Source organism: Pseudomonas sp. NPDC087690 (genome assembly GCF_044743175.1).
GTDB lineage: Bacteria > Pseudomonadota > Gammaproteobacteria > Pseudomonadales > Pseudomonadaceae > Aquipseudomonas.
In genome coordinates, this window is the sequence record NZ_JBIUVX010000024.1 from 41,183 (window position 1) to 57,798 (window position 16,616).

Below are 16,616 nucleotides of genomic sequence, written 5' to 3' on the forward strand. Positions count from 1 at the left end.
CAATTCACTGTTGCGCAGAGGTCACGAATCAGCCCTTGAAATCGGCGCTGGCGTAGGCGGCGAGTTTGCTCTGGATGAAGTCGAGGAAGCACTGAATGCGCAGCGCCAATTGCGAGTTACGGTAGTACACCGCGTTGATCGGCTGGCGATAACCGCTGTTGAATTCACCGAGCAGGACTTTCAAGCGTCCGGCACGAATATCATCGATGGTCATGAAGTGCGACAGGCAGGCGATGCCCTGCCCTTCCAGCGCCAGATGACGTACGGTCTCGCCGCTGGAGGCGCTGATTGCCGGGGTGATTGGCCAGCGGTCGCCGTGCACGTAGCGCAGCGGCCATTGGTTGAGGCCTTCGTTTTGAGTGAAACCGAGCAAGGTGTGTTCGCCCAGGTCAGCGACTTGCTGCGGCGCGCCGTGTTTTTCCAGATACGCAGGGCTGGCGACGATCAGCAGCGGACTGCAACCGAGCGAGCGCGCGTGCAGCGTCGAATCGGCGAGGGTGCCGATGCGGATGGCGATGTCGGTGCTTTGTTCCAGCAGGTCAATGATCAGGTCATTGCTGTTGAGTTCGAGCTGGATGTCCGGATAGAGACGACGGAATTCGTCGATGTACGGAACCACCGCGTGGAGCATAAATGGCGAGGCCGCGTTGATGCGCAGGCGCCCGGACGGGGTTTGCTGGCGTGACGACAGGCGTTCTTCGAGTTGGTCCATCTGGTCGAGAATCAGCTTGGCGTGTTCGAAGAAGTACTTGCCCTCTTCGGTCAGGTCCATGCGCCGCGTGGTGCGGTTGATCAGCGTGGTGTCGAGCTTGGCTTCCAGCTTCGACAACGTGCGACTGACCGCCGACGGCGTCTGGCCGACCTGTTCGGCGGCGGCGGAGATGGAACCGCACTCGATCACGCAGACAAAAATCTGCAACTCATCGGATCTGGCTTTCACGGGTGTCCTCTTTGAGATCGCCAAGATCGCAGCCTGCGGCAGCTCCTACAGGTGAACGCTGCAGGAGCTGCCGCAGGCTGCGATCTTTCGCTGTTACCGCCGATAGTAGCCCTAAATCACTTAAGCCTTAAGGCCAAACACCTCGGTCAGATGCTGCTCGTAACGCGCCACATCCCCTTCGATGTTTGGGCGTTTCATCACGTCCACACACAAAAAGGTCGGCAACCCGGTCATGCCCAAAAATTCATTGGCCTTGTGGAACGGGAAGTACACCGCGTCCACACCTTTGGCTTCGAAGAAATCCGTCGGGTCATCGAAGGCTTGTTGCGGTGCGTTCCAGGTCAGCGACAGCATGTATTGCTTGCCCTGAATCAGACCGCCGCTGCCGTATTTCTGCGAGGCATCGGAGCGGGTGCGGCCATCGCTGGCGTAGAGGCTGCCGTGGCCTTCGGTGAAGACTTCATCAAGGTACTTTTTCACTGTCCACGGCGCGCCCATCCACCAGCCCGGCATCTGATAAATGATCACGTCGGCCCAAAGGAATTTGGCCACTTCTTCCGCGACGTCGTAACCCTCGTCGATAAAGGTGGTTTTGACGTCGAGCCCGCCACGGTCGAGCACACTGAGCGCCGCTTCATGCAGGGTGGCGTTGTAGCGACCGTCGGAGTGAGCGAATTTTTTACCGCCATTGAGCAACAATACTTTTTTCATGAGAAAGCCTCGGCGCAGCCATTCGACTGGGTGGAGAAGGGAAACTGGAATGGCGGCAGATTAACGATCCTTCTCGCGCGGAATAAGCCGTGATTGCGCAAAATACATTTGACTGAAAAGCACGAATCGAATGCCGATTATTGCCCTAGCATGCGCGACCATCTGCATTTGAGGAGCTATTCGAGATGAGTGAACGCCAGGGATTTATCCTGCACGCCAAGACCCGCCCGGAAAAATCCGCGGCTTTTGAAGCACTGTTCCGCGCCTATGTTGAGGCGAGCCGCGCCGAGCCCGGCTGCATCGAATACCACATGCTGCGCGACAAGGAAGACCCGACGCTGTTCATCTTCTACGAGATCTGGGCGAGCCAGGCGCATCTGGATGTGCATTCGAATTTGCCGCACATGAAGGAGTTTTTTGCCGAGCGCATGGACTATCTGGAGCACGATTTCGACATCCGCCCGATCGACATGCTCAGCGATTCATCGGCTAACCGCTGATCAACAAATGGGCGCCGAGCGCGCCCAGTCCAATGAAGAACACCCGCTTGAACAACACAGCGCTGATGCGTTGCCGCAGCCATTGGCCGAGCAACATGCCCAGCACCGCCGGAATCAGCGCCAGCAGCGAGGCGCTCAATTCACCGCCGCCGAGTGCGCCACGCCAGAGCAGGCCGCCGGCCAGCGCCAGGGTCGAGACGGTGAACGACAGGCCAAGCGCCTGCACCAGTTCGTCACGGCTCAAACCCAGCGCCTGGAGATAGGGCACCGCCGGAATCACGAACACGCCCGTGGCGGCGGTGATGATGCCGGTGATCAAACCGCAGACCGGGCCAAGCCAGCCTTCATGGCGGGGGTTTACGCTGAGCGTCGGCAGCAACAAGCCGCTCAGCGCATACAGCAACAACGCCGCGCCGAGTCCGCGCACCACCCAATGTCCGCCGGCCATGCCGATCCACAAGGTGCCGATGCCGGTGCCGAGGAAGATCGTCAGGAGCATTGGCCAGAGGCGTTTGATCAGGCCTTTTAAATGTCCGCCGAATGCCAGTTGCCAGAGGTTGGTCAGCGTCGCCGGGATGATCAACAAGGCGGCTGCCTGCGAGGGCGCCATAGCCAGACCGAGCAGGCCCATGGCGACGGTGGGCAGGCCGAGGCCGATGATGCCTTTGATCAGGCCGGCCAGCATGAAGGTAGCGATGACCAGCAAGGACAGGGTCAGGCCGAGATTTTGGTAGATGTCTGCAAGTGTGTTCATGGCGTTACTGTGCGCCAGTCGTGCCGGGGTGAAAATCTGCCATATACTGAGGTTGCCTCTCTATTTGCAAGAGGCTGTAATTTTTATTGCGGCTTCTGGCCCCATCGCGAGCAGGCTCACTCCTACATTAGATCTGTGGCGAACACAAAACCTGTTGGAGTGAGCCTGCTCGCGATGGGGCCGGCTTAATCACCACAAAACCGGCTGCCGACATGCACTTCGACCTCACCGACCTGCGCCTCTACCTGCACATCCTCGACACCGGCAACATTACCGCCGGCGCTGCTCGCAGCCATTTATCGCTCGCCGCTGCCAGTGCCAGAATCCGCGCCATGGAAGCCTCGCTCGGCATCGACTTCCTCGAGCGTGGTCGTCGGGGCGTCACCCCGACACCTGTCGGCAAGGCGCTGGCGCAACACGCCCGCGTGCTCCTGCAACAGGCCGAGCGCATGCAGCAGGATCTGGCGGATTACGCGCAAGGCGTCAAAGGCCAGGTGCGCCTGTTGTGCAATACCACGGCAATCACCGAGTACCTGCCGGAAGTGCTCGCCGAATTCCTGCAGCGCCATGCCAATCTCGACATTGATCTGCAGGAGCTGCCCAGCGCACGTATCACTCATGCGTTGCGCCAGGGTGCCGCCGACATCGGCATCGTGTCCGACGCGGTCGACACCAGCGATTTGCAAACCCGGGCGTTCCGCGACGATCCACTGGTGCTGATCCTGCCACTCGAACATCCTCTGTCCGGCTTGAGCGAGGTCAGTTTCAGCGACACCTTGCGCCACGACTTTGTCGGGTTGCGCGCCGACAGCGCGTTGGCGGTGTACCTGGAGGAACAGGCATTGCACGCGGGCGCACGGATGCAGATTCGGATTCGCGCCGACGGTTTCGATGGCGTGATGCGTATGGTCGCGTCGGGCGCGGGCATCGCCATCGTGCCGTTGGCGGCGCTCGAGCGCGCGCCCTTGCCAACCTGCAAAAGCCTGGCGCTGAACGAGCCTTGGGCGCGGCGTAAATTGCTCTTGTGCGCCCGCGAATTCAGCGCATTGCCAAGTTATGCCAGAGCCCTGCTGGACACCTTGTCTGATGCTTGAAGGGCGCGCATTGCCGGTTGATCACACGAGCCAGTATTTCTGCAAAATAAGCACAAGGAATAGCTTGCAAGGTACGTATACATACGTACTATATCGCCAGAGCGAACGTGTTGCCCGATACCGTTTTCGCACAACGACAACGGACAAGGAAGAACGGATCGGCTCCCAATGACCTACATGGAATGAGGTGACGCTGTGGTTGATTCAACGGAGTTTCGTAATGCAATGGCGATGCTGGGGAGTGCCGTCACCATCGTCACAACCGATGGCCCCGCCGGGCGTTTCGGGTTTACCGCGTCGGCGGTGTGCAGCGTGACGGATTCGCCGCCAACGCTGCTGGTGTGTGTCAATCGCTCGTCGTCCAATCACGAGCATTTCAAAACCAACGGCGTACTGTGCGTGAACGTGCTGACCGGTGGCCATCAATCGACTTCCGGGGCGTTCGCCAACCGGCAGTTGACCATGCAGGAGCGCTTTTCCAGCGTCAACTGCCAGACGCTGGTGACCGGTTCGCCGGTGATTGCCGAGGCGTTGGTCAGCCTTGATTGTCGCGTCGCCAAGATCGACGAGGTTGGCACTCACAGCATCTTTTACTGTGAAATTCTCGAACTGCAGCACAGCGAAGCCACGGAAGGCCTCGTCTACTTCAATCGCAATTATTACCGTCTGAACGACGAATTGCGCCTGGCCCCGGATCAGTGATTACGCCTGCGGGCCGACGTGCGCCAGCGCTGCACGTCGGCCTGACGGGCAAAACAGGGAAGTGCCCATGCTATTCAATGAAGACAACTTCGCGGATATCGACCTGAACCTGATCATCACCTTTCTGGTGTTGTTTCGTGAGCGCAGCGTTTCGCGCACTGCCGAGCGCCTGAACGTCAAACAACCCGCCATCAGTGGATCGCTCGCGCGTCTGCGCAAGCGCTTCGATGATCCGTTGTTTCTGCGTTCGTCGCGAACCATGCACCCGACCTTCAAAGCGCAACAACTGGCGCAGGCGTTGAGCCCGGCGATCAGTCAGATTGAAGCGGTGATTCGGCTGTGATCTTGCGGGAGCGTGCTCCCGCAAGGCTTCAACTCATGACGCGGATTTCAGACCCGAGGCATACTCGATACGGGCCCAGAACGCGGGCAAAAAGCACTCACTGACCAGCAGCGGCGAGCCATTGCGGGTAAATCGCGAGCGCCGCGCCAACAGGCGTTTGGCCTGTGGCGCAAAGCGATGGGACAGTGCCGCCAACGGCGCACCGGGGGATAACAAGGCACACTGAAACGGCTCGCGCAGGGTCTGCTCCGAAGCGTAGAGAATCTCGGCCAGTGGGCGTCCGCCGTAGTTATTCAACTCTGCCCAGTCGCTGTTCAACGCAGGCATGCTGGTCAGGCTGCGCGCCGTGACGCACGCCTCGCCATCCAGCTTCATCACCACTTCACGCACCCAGCCCGTGCTCTGCGCGGGCACGTCCAAGGCGTGCGCCTCATCCGGGTTGAGCACGCCCTGGAACTGCTCGACGACTTCGATGGAGTAGGCGCCCATGGCTTTCAAGCGCGGTGTCAGTGCGCCCGGCAGAAACAGCCAGTGATGCTCCGCGCCGGTCAATTGCGCCAGTGGTCGCGACGACCAGTAATGACTCGTATCCATAACTGCACTCAACCTCCCTGTTGATCGTCAATCCGTTGCTGACGCTGAAGAACGGGTCCTTCAGCGTCGCGTTGTCGTTGTCACTCTGTACTGCTGTCTTCGGTCACTTCGTGCTTGCTGATCACATCAACGGTCTGCTCATCGAACTTGACCGCTGTGAGCAGCGAATCGAGCAGGCCGGGAAACCGCACGTCCATGTCTTCGCGACGCAGCGACAGCAGGTTTTCCCGACCGTAAGGCCGTTGCCAAATCAGACCGCTGTCACGCAGCACTCGCCAGTGGTGAGTCATGGTCGACTTCGATGCGCCCCTGAGAATCCGGCCGCAAGGATGTTCCTGGCCATCGGCCAACACTTTCAACACGGTCAGACGCAATGGGCTGCCCAATGCAGACAGAACATTTTCAAGAAGAATCTGATCCTGATTGGGGTGATTCGGGACGTTCATAGGTAGGTACCTTTGATGATATAGGCGGGAGAAAACTTGCTTGAATTCGTCTATACGAGAACAGTAAGACTATACACAACAAGCCCTTCTCCCGCGACAGCCGTCCCGGTGGCTACGGCACGTCTGAAACTACAGTCCAGCGCTCTTCTCGCCCTGCAGCGGCGGCTCCTGGAACCCGCCGCCCAGCGCTGCCATCAAGGAAATCGAGCTGTCGATGTGCTTGCTGTTGAGGAACGCCAGGCGCATCTCGTCCTGAATCAATTGTTGCTCGATGTTTAGCGCATCGAGGAACGTATCCTCCCCGGCCTTGTAGCGCGACTGCGACAGATCGTAAGACGACTGGGCAATCGTGCAGGCATCACGCTGCACGACAATCTGCTGCTCGAATGAGCGCAATTGCGTCACCGAAATCGCCACTTCGTGCAGGGCCGAACTCAGCACGCGGTTGTACTGTGCAATTGAACTGTCCAGCTGTGCATTGCCAGCCTTGAGGTCGGAGCGCAGGCGCCCGGCATCGAAGATCGGCAGCGTCACCGTTGGCGCAACGTTCCAGAACTTGCTGACGCCGGCGAACAGCGCGTCCCCGGTCAGCGCGTGCGAGCCTGCAGCCGCGACCAGATTGATGTTGGGATAGAACGTGGTCTTCACCGCGTCGATGTTTTTGTTTTCGGCTTCGACGCGCCAGCGCGCCGCAACGATGTCCGGACGGCGCCCGAGCAGTTGCGCCGGCAATTGCGCGGGCAACGCCACGACGCTGGCTTGCAGACTCGCCGGGCGTTCAATGGTGTGCGCCCGATCAACGCCTTTGCCGATCAGCGCCGACAACTGCAACCGGGCGATTTCGATGTCCTCGTTGGCGCCAATCAGTGTCGACTCCGAACGCGCCTTGAGACTCTGCACCTGCTTGAGTTGCGACAGGTTATCGAGCCCCGAGCCATAGCGTGAATCGGTCAGCTCGACCAGTTTGCTCAGTCGCTCCAGATCGCGGCGATTGAGTTCCGACACCTGCCAGGCATACGCCAACTGGTTGTAGGCCTTCACCACATTGACCGTCAGAATCAGGCGCGACGATTGCAGATCGACTTCTGCGGCCATCGCGCTGTTGAGCGCCGACTCCCAGGCGGCACGCTGGCCGCCCCAGAGGTCGAAGGTGTAGTTGAAATTGACCGCCAGGTTGCGCGCGGTGAAGTACTGGTGCCCCTCGCCGCTGTAGTCCTCGAACTTCGACAGGCGACCCCGCGTGACTCCGGCCGCCGCGTCCATCTGCGGGTAGCGTTCGGCGTCGCGCAAGTCGAGAAACGCATTGGCCTTGGCCACCCGCGCCGTGACTTCCTGCAAATCCGGGTTGCTCGCATAAGCCTCCTCGATCAGCGCGCCGAGGCGTGGATCACCCAACGATGCCCACCAGTCGCTGCTCGGCCATGCGGCCGGCGGCAAGGTGTCTTTGAGGCTGTCGGAAGGCGCGTCACCAAGCGACAACAGTTTGCCTTGGTGATTGATCCCGGCGTAGTTCACACAACCCGCCGACAACAGGATCGATACCGCCAGAGGCGCCAGCATGAAGCGTGTAATCCGATACATGAAAACGTCCTCAGAAGGTGGTTTGCGGCGCACTGGCCAAAGCGGTTTCAGGGACGCTGGCCGGCTGCTTGATCGAGCTCAGCAAGGTGTAGACCGATGGCAGAATGAACAGGGTGAACAACGTACCGATGAGCATCCCCACCACGATCACCAGGCCCAGGCCGAAACGGCTGTTGGCGCCGGCACCACTGGCAAACAGCAACGGCGCCAGACCGACCACCATCGCCGCAGTGGTCATCAGGATCGGTCGCAGTCGTACTTGCGCGGCGTGCTGAATGGCTTGCACACGGTCCATTCCCTCCTTGCGTTGCAGTTCGTTGGCAAACGCGACCATCAGAATCCCGTGCTTGCTGATCAACCCGATCAGCGTGATCAAACCGATCTGCGTGTAGATGTTCATCGAGGTCATGCCCAGCGACAGCGGCACCAGTGCGCCACAGATCGACAGCGGCACGCTGATGAGGATGATGAACGGGTCGCGGAAGCTCTCGTACTGCACGCTCAGCACCAGGTAGATGATCACCAGGGCCAGACCGAAGGTGAACGCCAGGCTGTTGCCTTCCTGCACGTATTGGCGCGCGTCGGACTGCCAGTCGAAGCTGAAACCGGCGGGGAAACTTTCCGATTGTTTTTGCAGGAACTCCACCGCAGCACCCAACGTCACGCCCGGTGCCGGAATGGCCTGGAACGTCGCGGAGTTCTGTTGATTGAACTGGGTCAGGCGATTCGGCTCGACCTTGACGCTGAGGGTTGCCAGCGTCGACAACGGCACCGGATTGCCCTTCTGGTCTTTGACGTAATAGAGCTTGAGGGTTTCCGGGGTCAGGCGGTCCGAAGAGATCGATTGTGGAATCACATCGTACGAACGACCGTGGAACGAGAACCGGTTGACGTACTTCTCGCCGATCAGACTGTTCAGCGTCTCGCCGATGTCCTGCATGCGGATGCCCAGGGCGTTCGCCTTGGCGCGATCGACCTGAATCTCCACCACTGGGTTGTTGAAGTCCAGATCACTGTCGACCACCGCGAACAGACCGCTGGCCTGCGCCGCTTTCTTGAGCTGATCCATCACGTTGAACAGCGCCAGGTAATCCTGATCGCTGCGGATCACCATCTGCACCGGCAAGCCACCGGTGGAGCCCGGCAGAGGTGGCATCTGGAAGACGAAAATGCTCGTGCCTTCGATCTGGTTCACCCGAGCCTGCAAATCCGGCTGAATGGTATTGGCATCGCGGCCGCGTTTTTCCCAATCGACCAGGTTGATCCCGCCGACGCTGTTGGACAGGCCGTCCGTACCGTTGGCCACCCAGTTGCTGTAACCCTCGGGAATTTCGTTGAAAGTCTCGTAGAGCTTGTGCGCGTAGGCCTCCAGGTAGTTGAGGTTGGCGTGCTGTGGCGCCTTGATCGCGGTCAGCAGAATGTTCTGGTCTTCCAGCGGCGCCAGTTCGGTCTGCGCCGAGCGATAGAGGAACGGCAGGCTGAAGAAGATCACCAACGCCACGGTCAGACTGATCCAGCGCTTCGCCAGCGAACCGCCGAGCAATACGCCATAACGACGCGACAGGTTCTGGAAGAAGCGATCGGCCTTGACCGCCATGAACCCTTCACTGGTTTTCGCATCCAGCAAACGCGTGCTCATGATCGGCGACAAGGTCAGCGCGACGATGCCGGAAATCACCACGGCGCCAGCCAGGGTCAGTGCGAATTCCTTGAACAGTGTGCCGGTCAGGCCGCCCATCAAACCGATCGGGGCGTACACCGCCGCCAGGGTGAAGGTCATCGCCACCACCGGCCCGGCCACTTCCCGCGCACCGATCAACGCCGCATCAAACGGAGTCTTGCCCTCCTCGATATGCCGGTGGACGTTTTCGACCACAACGATGGCGTCGTCCACCACCAGCCCGATGGCCAGAACCATGGCGAGCAGGGTCAGCAGATTGAGGCTGAAACCGAACATCTGCATGAGCATCGCCGCGCCAAGCATCGACAATGGAATCGTCACCAGCGGAATCAATACCGTGCGGAACGTGCCCAGGCAGAGGTAGATCACCAGCACCACGATCACCAGCGCTTCGAGCAGTGTGTAAGACACCTCATCGATCGACGACTGAATGAAGTGCGCCACTTCGAAAGGAATCTGCACGGTCACGCCCGGTGGCAGGGTTTCCTGGATCTGTGGCAGCAATTCGCGCACACGCTTGACGATCACCAGCGGGTTGCCGGTGGGCGCTGCATCGAGACCGAGGAACAGCGCCGGTACATCGCTCATCGCGCCGCTGGTATCGGTAGACGCCGCATTCAGCTCGACCGTGCCGACATCGCGCACACGAATGATGTGGCCGTTATCGTTGCGCAGCACCATGTCGCGGAAGTCTTCCACGCTGTTCAGGTCCGTGTTGACCCGCAGGTTGCTGACCACATACAAGCCTTTGACCTGGCCGGGTGCAGCCTGGAAGTTGTTGCCCTCGATAGCGGTCGAAACGTCCTGTCCGGTCATGCCATATGCGGCCAGGCGTTGCGGGTCCAGCCACAGGCGCATGGAGAGTTTCTGCTCGCCCATGATGTTGATCTTGGCCACACCTTCGATGCCGGCGAACATCGGTTCGACGACGCGGGAAATGTAGTCCGACATTTCTGGAATGGTCAGGTTGGAACTGGCAAACGCCACGTAAGCAACACTGGTGAAACCACCCGAAGTGCGCTCGACCACCGGATCGTAGGCGTCCTTGGGCAAGCGATATTTGATCTGGTTGACCTTGGCCATGACCTCGGTCAGCGCCGCGATGGAATCACTGTTGAGCGCCATGCGGATCGTTACCTGGCTGCGGCCCTGAGTCGAAGCCGAAGACAGATAATCGATGCCCTCGACCGAGGCCACCGCCTGGCTGATCGGCTGCGTGACGAAGCCCTGCATCAGCTCCGAGGAAGCACCCGGGTATTGCGTCGTGACCGTGATGGTCGACGTTTCCAGCATCGGATACTGGCGGACCGGCAGGTTCATCAGCGCACGCACACCGAACAACAGGATCAGTGTGCTGACCACCACGGCCAGCACCGGCCGGCGAAGAAAGAGGTCGGTGAAATTCATTTTTCCAGCCCGCTGAGTTTGAGAGCGATCGTGTCCGGGATACCTTCCACAGCGACGCCGTCATGCAGTTTCAATTGCCCTGAAGTCACCACCTGCGCGCCGTCGCTCAAGCCTTTGTCGACCACCGCCCAACCATCGCGACGCTCGCCGACCTTGATGCTTTCACGCTTGACCTTTTGCACACCGGCTTCGTCGGTGTAGACCGAGAACACACTCTCGCCATAGGCGTTGTAAGTGATGGCGGTTTCCGGAATGAGCAATTCGGCGGTTTGCGGCAACGTCACCGAAACCCGTGCATACATGCCCGGACGCAGCAGTTTTTTCGTATCGGTGATGACCGCTTGCACATTGATGGTGTGTGATTGGTTGATCTGTGGGTCGACCGCAACAATCTTCCCGGCAAACGTCTGGTCCGCCCAGGCATCGACCTTGGCCTGCACCGTCTGCCCCAGTTGCACTTGCGAGCCATCGCGCTCGGCGAGGGTGAAGTTGACTCGCAACACGCCGGGATCCGTCAGCGTTGCTACCGCACTGCCAGCCTGCAGATATTGACCCAGGTGCGCCTGGCGAATACCGAGGGTGCCGGCAAATGGCGCACGGATATGACGCTGGGCAATCTGTGCCTGCATCCGTTCCATGTCGCCTTTGGCTGCGTCGAATTGCGCCCGGGCACTGTCGAAAGCACGACGGCTTTCTGCGCCGCTTTTGGCCAGCTCCTGGACTCGGACGAATTGCGCCTTGGCCGATTCGAACTCGCCTTTGAGGCGTACCAGTTCGCCCTGCTCCGGCGCGTCATTGAGTTTGAGCAACACCTGCCCTGCCGCCACTTGATCGCCGGACTCGAAATCGATGTCCACCACTTTGCCGCTGACTTCGGCCGAGACCAGCACCTGACGCTGCGCTTCCAGTTTGCCGATCGCTTCGAGGTAGTAGGTGTACGGTTGTTTTTTGGCCACGGCCAGACCGACCCGAGTACTCGGAATGCGCTGGTCGGCAGCGGCTTGCGGTGGCGCCCAGAAGCGCCAGCCGAGCACAGCGGAAAAGATCAGTACGAGGAGAAGAAAAACCAGCGATTTAATGATATTTCGGGCAAGCATATGGCACTCCCTTGACTCTTTATTGCGAGCACAAAAGTTCAGTTATTAAGAAAATAAAGGTTGTTGCACAAAACAGGCGCGCTATATATCCCTGTGGCAATTCACGTGTAACGCGCCTGTTTTGTTAGTTATCTGTCAAGCCGCTGCCAGCGCATTGGTTTTATCCAGATAATATTTACCGATACCGTGCAAGTTCAAAGGCGACAACGTGAAGTGCTTCGAACCGGTATGAATGTCGCGGAAGCAGCGTTCCAGGAAGTGCGACTTGTAAACCGCCTTCGAACCGGCCATCGAAAAGATCTGATTGACCGCGCTCACCGAATTTTCGGTAAGTACCGAAGCCGCCAGCCCGACCCGTGCGCTGACCGGTTCACCGAAGGTTTCACCGCGATTGATCACTTGGTGAATCGCGTCTTCGAGCAGCAACTGGGCGGTGTGCACCGAAGAGATCGCCCGGCCGGTTTTTTCGAAAATCACCCCTTCAAGGCCTGGGTCGGCATTGACTGCGCGGTCGTTGCGGAAGTGATCGACTGCGGCCCGAGCCACGCCCAACACGGTGGACATCGCCGCCAGCGTGCCGAACTCGTAATAACCGGTGGCGTAGGCACGCGAGCTGCGTGCCTCAGGGGATTGCTTGAGGCTTTCGGTGTTCAGGGAGAAGGCCTTGTTGACCAGCACCTGCGAGCATTCGAAGTGATGGCTGCCGGTGCCGCGCATGCCGAGGGTGTCCCAGGTCGGGAGGATTTTGCATTGGCTGGCCGGCACGAAAAACATGCGCACTTCTGGCGTAGTGTTGTTTTCGGTGCCTTTGACGGTGGCGGTGCAGACCAGCCAGTCGGCATGCGCCGAACCGCTGGCGAACGCCCAACGGCCACTGAGCAAGTAATCGTCACCCATCGGCAGCGCTTCGCCACCGGAGTGAATAGCACCGATGACAAAGCCGTCGCAGTGATTGTAGATAGCCTCAGAAGTGCTTTCCGGCAAGTAGTCGGAGAGTCGGCCCATGGCCACCTGCACCGCCAGCTGCCAGGACAGCGAAGCGTCGTGACGGGCAAATTCGAGCAACAGGGCGGACGTGGTCTGGATATCGACCTGTGACCCGCCAAATGCCCTGGACACCGAAGTACGGCCAAAACCTTCCTTGAAAAATTGAGACATCACATCCTTGTGCGTCGCGTTCGTCTGCTCGCTGTAATCTCGGTGCTGAACGATCAGCGGATTCAGTGCACGCACCTTCTCAAGCCATTCACTGGATTCGGAGGGAAGGCTGTTCCATTGCATTAGATTCTTCATAACGGCTCCTAGCTATTATTTATTAAGGGTCAGCAGATGAAAAAACAGACAGAATTTTATTGTTGTTAAACCCCGATAAAAATGTACGTCTACAGTCGTACATTGACAAGCGTTATTATCAGACTTCTTGCATATTTCAGTAAAAGACCAATAACTGTCCGACAATAATTCCAGGCGCAAAGTGTCAGCCGAACTTGCACGCAAGTTACGGTCTGTACAGTTAATTTGTTACCTGGAGCCGGCGCGTCGGGCACTGACCTCTGAAAGTGATGCCCAGTCCTGATCGGACTGACCATGGGCCATGCCATCGAGCAGGTTATCCTTCAACACACTGGCAAACGGCAGTGGCACCTGCGCAGCCTCGCCGGCCTCCAGCGCCAGGCGTACATCCTTGAGCCCCAGCGACAGTTTGAATCCGGCAGGCTCGAACTGTTTGTCGACCATCAGTTTGCCGTAGCCCTGATAGACCGGAACCGCGAACAGCGTCGAGGTGATCATCTCGATGAAATCCGCGCGGCTGATCCCATAACCATTGGCCAGGGTCGAAGCCTCAGCGGTCGCTTCGATCGCGGCGGCAATCATCAGGTTGGCCGAGAGTTTGGCCACGCAAGCGCTTTCAGCGTCTGCGCCGAACGGCCAGGTCTTGCGTCCCAGCACGTCAAACAATGGCTGTACCCGCGCCAGTGCATCAGCGGCCCCGGAAGCGAGGATATTCAGATTGCCAGCCGCCGCGACGTCCACCCGACCCAACACCGGTGCCGACACATAACCGACACCGCACGCCGTGTGCAAAGCTGCCATTTCCCGGGCCAGGGCGACAGACACCGTGGACATGTTGACGTGAACGCTGCCGGGCGCCAGACCGTCGATGGCGCGGGCATCCAGAAACACCGCACGAATCGCCGCATCGTCACCGAGCATCGAGATCAGCACCTCGGCGCGAGCCGCGAGCACCGGGCTGTCGACGGCTTCGGCACCGGCAGCGACCAACGCCTGTAACGGCGCCGCCGAACGGTTCCAGACGCGCACCCGATGTCCGGCTTTCAGCAGGTTCAGCACCATCGGTGCGCCCATCGTACCCAACCCGATAAATCCCAGTTCCATGTTGCGCTCCCGTCTAGATGAGGTCTTCGAAATCCGTTCGAACGATGATCCACGATTGCGATTGTACGTGTACAGGCGTACATTTCAAGTGCCTCGAAGATTTAACCTTCGCGGCAGGGTTTCAAACAAACCTTTACCCAAGGCAAGGAGGCTTTATGCAATTCGGGATCTACACCGTTGGCGACGTCACGCAAGACCCTACCAACGCCCGTACCCCCAGCGAATCGGAACGCATCCAGGCGACCCTGCAAATTGCGCAGAAAGCCGAAGACATCGGTCTGGATGTTTTCGCCACCGGCGAGCATCACAACCCACCGTTCATCACCTCCTCTCCCACCACGCTGCTGGCCTACATTGCCGCGAAAACCCAACGCATCATTCTGTCTACGTCCACCACCCTCATCAGCACCAACGACCCGGTACGCCTGGCCGAAGAATATTCGCTGCTGCAAAACCTCTGCGGCGGGCGCATGGACTTGATGCTCGGGCGCGGCAACACCGCACCGGTCTATCCATGGTTCGGCAAAAGCATCAGCGACGGACTGCCGCTGGCGATGGAAAACTATCGCTTGCTGCATCGGCTCTGGCGCGAAGAAGACATCAACTGGAGCGGACGTTTTCGCACCCCGTTGAAAAACTTCACGTCCATTCCCCGTCCGCTGGACGACCTGCCGCCCTTCGTCTGGCATGGCTCGATCCGCACCCCGGAAATCGCCGAACAAGCGGCGTATTACGGTGACGGTTTTTTCGCCAGCCACATCCTCTGGCCGCGTGAACATTTCATGGCTCTGGTCGAGTTCTATCGGGCGCGTTTCGCCCACTACGGGCATGGCACGCCGGAACAAGCCATCGTCGGTCTCGGCGGGCACATTTTCATGCGCCGCAATTCTCAGGATGCCCGCCGCGAGTTCCGTCCGTACTTCGACAACGCGCCGGTGTATGGCCACGGTCCATCCCTGGAAGAGTTCATGGAGATGACCCCGCTGGCCGTTGGCAGCCCGCAGGAAATCATCGACAAGACGCTGACTTTCCGCGAGTACTTCGGCGACTATCAGCGCCAGCTCTTTCTGTTCGACCATGGCGGTATTCCGTTGAAAACCGTGTTGGAACAACTCGACATGTTCGGCAAGGAAGTGCTGCCGGTGCTGCGTGAAGAAACCCGCAAACGCCGCTCGCCGCTCGCCGCCGAAGCACCGACCCACGCCAATCGCCTGGCACATCTGCAATCGCTGCAGATGCCGTCTGTCGATCAACGCCCGAACGCCAATACCGCGCAAGCGGACAGCGTCACCGGCCACTAAAACCGCAGACAGCGAGCGTGCTCGCGAAAGCGCTCGTGCGGGGTGTTCGCCCCTCCGAGCGCTTCGTCGGCAAACTCGCTCCACCTGACGCTGCTGAACAATCAGGCCGCGCCCTTCAACGAGCGCTGGGCATCCAGCACCGTCAGCACGTCATCGTTGATCAGTCGTGCCAGATACTGACCGTAACCGGTCTTGCTCATGCTGCCCGCCAGCACCAGCAACTGCGCGTCATCGATCCAGCCCTTGTTGTAGGCAATCTCTTCCAGGCAAGCGATTTTCAGGCCCTGACGTTTCTCGATGGCCTGGACAAAATTGCCCGCTTCCATCAACGCGTCGTGAGTCCCCGTATCCAGCCAGGCCATGCCGCGGCCCATCACCGACACGTTCAATTGCCCACGTTGCAGATAGACATTGTTGACGTCGGTAATTTCCAGTTCGCCGCGCGGCGACGGCTGGATCTCGGCGGCAATGCGCAGCACTTCGTTGTCGTAGAAATACAGACCGGTGACGGCGAAGTTGGACTTCGGCTCGCTCGGTTTTTCGCAGATGCTCAGGGCCTTGCCGCTGGCGTCGAATTCCACCACGCCAAAGCGTTCCGGGTCCGCCACGTAGTAGCCGAACACGGTCGCGCCCTCTTCGCGGGTCGCAGCCTGCAACAGCGTTTCACCGAAGCCGGCGCCATAGAAAATGTTGTCGCCGAGCACCAGGCAGACGTTGTCATCGCCGACAAACTCGCGACCGATGATGAACGCCTGCGCCAGGCCGTCCGGGCTCGGCTGCACGGCATAACTCAGGCTCAGGCCCAATTGGCTGCCGTCACCGAGCATGCGCTGGAAGCCCGGCAGATCTTCGGGCGTGGAGATGATCAGGATCTCGCGAATTTCCGCCAGCATCAGCACCGACAGCGGGTAGTAGATCATCGGTTTGTCATACACCGGCAGCGACTGTTTCGAGACGCCCAACGTGATGGGGTGCAACCGCGAGCCAGCGCCGCCCGCCAACAGAATTCCCTTGTACTTGGCCATGCCTGTTTCCTTTTCAGCAATAAATGACTGACGCCAGCCGGCG

At 59.4% G+C, this 16,616-nt stretch carries 16 protein-coding genes; 5 read left to right on the forward strand and 11 right to left on the reverse strand.

Annotated features, from left to right (window positions below; genetic code table 11):
- Positions 1 to 28: 28 nt before the first annotated feature.
- Positions 29 to 940 (reverse strand): LysR family transcriptional regulator, encoded by a 912-nt coding sequence (locus tag ACIPIZ_RS20210; RefSeq protein ID WP_064387840.1) that lies wholly within the window; start codon positions 938 to 940, stop codon positions 29 to 31.
- A gap of 120 nt (positions 941 to 1,060) precedes the next feature.
- Positions 1,061 to 1,651 carry an NAD(P)H-dependent oxidoreductase gene (locus ACIPIZ_RS20215; protein WP_105709250.1) on the reverse strand — a complete coding sequence of 197 codons (591 nt, stop codon included), beginning with the start codon at positions 1,649 to 1,651 and terminating at the stop codon, positions 1,061 to 1,063.
- 185 nt (positions 1,652 to 1,836) lie between these two features.
- On the opposite strand from ACIPIZ_RS20215, the gene ACIPIZ_RS20220 reads away from it, so the two are divergent.
- The gene (locus ACIPIZ_RS20220) at positions 1,837 to 2,151 is read left to right on the forward strand and encodes a putative quinol monooxygenase (protein ID WP_401166994.1); all 315 of its coding nucleotides are present in this window, start codon (positions 1,837 to 1,839) and stop codon (positions 2,149 to 2,151) included.
- Here ACIPIZ_RS20220 and ACIPIZ_RS20225 read toward each other — a convergent pair.
- Entirely contained in the window at positions 2,141 to 2,905 is a 765-nt protein-coding gene (locus tag ACIPIZ_RS20225; protein WP_064387837.1) for a sulfite exporter TauE/SafE family protein, read from the reverse strand. The two genes, ACIPIZ_RS20220 and ACIPIZ_RS20225, sit on opposite strands and share 11 nt — an antisense overlap.
- A gap of 212 nt (positions 2,906 to 3,117) precedes the next feature.
- Here ACIPIZ_RS20225 and ACIPIZ_RS20230 point away from each other — a divergent pair, with 212 nt between their 5' ends.
- The 3 genes from ACIPIZ_RS20230 to ACIPIZ_RS20240 all read left to right on the forward strand — a co-directional run bounded on the left by ACIPIZ_RS20230 (position 3,118) and on the right by ACIPIZ_RS20240 (position 5,044).
- A complete protein-coding gene (locus tag ACIPIZ_RS20230) occupies positions 3,118 to 3,999 on the forward strand; it encodes a LysR family transcriptional regulator (protein WP_122662478.1) in 882 nt (293 codons plus the stop codon).
- 195 nt (positions 4,000 to 4,194) lie between these two features.
- A complete protein-coding gene (locus ACIPIZ_RS20235; RefSeq protein ID WP_045123182.1) occupies positions 4,195 to 4,701 on the forward strand; it encodes a flavin reductase in 507 nt (168 codons plus the stop codon).
- A gap of 67 nt (positions 4,702 to 4,768) precedes the next feature.
- Positions 4,769 to 5,044, forward strand: coding sequence for a LysR family transcriptional regulator (locus ACIPIZ_RS20240; protein WP_064387835.1), 276 nt, complete (start codon positions 4,769 to 4,771; stop codon positions 5,042 to 5,044).
- A gap of 33 nt (positions 5,045 to 5,077) precedes the next feature.
- Here the strand turns inward: ACIPIZ_RS20240 and ACIPIZ_RS20245 are convergent, their stop codons facing one another.
- The 7 genes from ACIPIZ_RS20245 to ACIPIZ_RS20275 form a co-directional block, all read right to left on the reverse strand.
- A complete protein-coding gene (locus tag ACIPIZ_RS20245; protein ID WP_064387834.1) occupies positions 5,078 to 5,638 on the reverse strand; it encodes a chorismate lyase in 561 nt (186 codons plus the stop codon).
- 80 nt (positions 5,639 to 5,718) lie between these two features.
- Complete coding sequence (locus ACIPIZ_RS20250) at positions 5,719 to 6,084, reverse strand: helix-turn-helix transcriptional regulator (RefSeq protein WP_122662480.1); 366 nt, start codon at positions 6,082 to 6,084, stop codon at positions 5,719 to 5,721.
- Between the two features lie 129 nt (positions 6,085 to 6,213).
- Complete coding sequence (locus tag ACIPIZ_RS20255; protein ID WP_064387832.1) at positions 6,214 to 7,665, reverse strand: efflux transporter outer membrane subunit; 1,452 nt, start codon at positions 7,663 to 7,665, stop codon at positions 6,214 to 6,216.
- Positions 7,666 to 7,675: 10 nt separating this feature from the next.
- Positions 7,676 to 10,753, reverse strand: coding sequence for a MexW/MexI family multidrug efflux RND transporter permease subunit (locus ACIPIZ_RS20260; protein ID WP_401167000.1), 3,078 nt, complete (start codon positions 10,751 to 10,753; stop codon positions 7,676 to 7,678).
- A complete protein-coding gene (locus tag ACIPIZ_RS20265) occupies positions 10,750 to 11,850 on the reverse strand; it encodes an efflux RND transporter periplasmic adaptor subunit (protein ID WP_401167003.1) in 1,101 nt (366 codons plus the stop codon). The genes ACIPIZ_RS20260 and ACIPIZ_RS20265 overlap by 4 nt, the downstream gene beginning before the upstream one ends.
- 135 nt (positions 11,851 to 11,985) lie before the next feature.
- A complete protein-coding gene (locus ACIPIZ_RS20270; RefSeq protein WP_105709244.1) occupies positions 11,986 to 13,143 on the reverse strand; it encodes an oxidoreductase in 1,158 nt (385 codons plus the stop codon).
- Between the two features lie 228 nt (positions 13,144 to 13,371).
- Entirely contained in the window at positions 13,372 to 14,247 is an 876-nt protein-coding gene (locus tag ACIPIZ_RS20275; protein WP_401167006.1) for an NAD(P)-dependent oxidoreductase, read from the reverse strand.
- Between the two features lie 155 nt (positions 14,248 to 14,402).
- Here ACIPIZ_RS20275 and ACIPIZ_RS20280 point away from each other — a divergent pair, with 155 nt between their 5' ends.
- A complete protein-coding gene (locus tag ACIPIZ_RS20280) occupies positions 14,403 to 15,548 on the forward strand; it encodes an LLM class flavin-dependent oxidoreductase (protein WP_105709242.1) in 1,146 nt (381 codons plus the stop codon).
- Positions 15,549 to 15,649: 101 nt separating this feature from the next.
- On the opposite strand, the gene rfbA is transcribed toward ACIPIZ_RS20280, so the two are convergent.
- Complete coding sequence (rfbA, locus tag ACIPIZ_RS20285) at positions 15,650 to 16,573, reverse strand: glucose-1-phosphate thymidylyltransferase RfbA (protein WP_008083352.1); 924 nt, start codon at positions 16,571 to 16,573, stop codon at positions 15,650 to 15,652.
- Between the last annotated feature and the right edge of the window lie 43 nt (positions 16,574 to 16,616).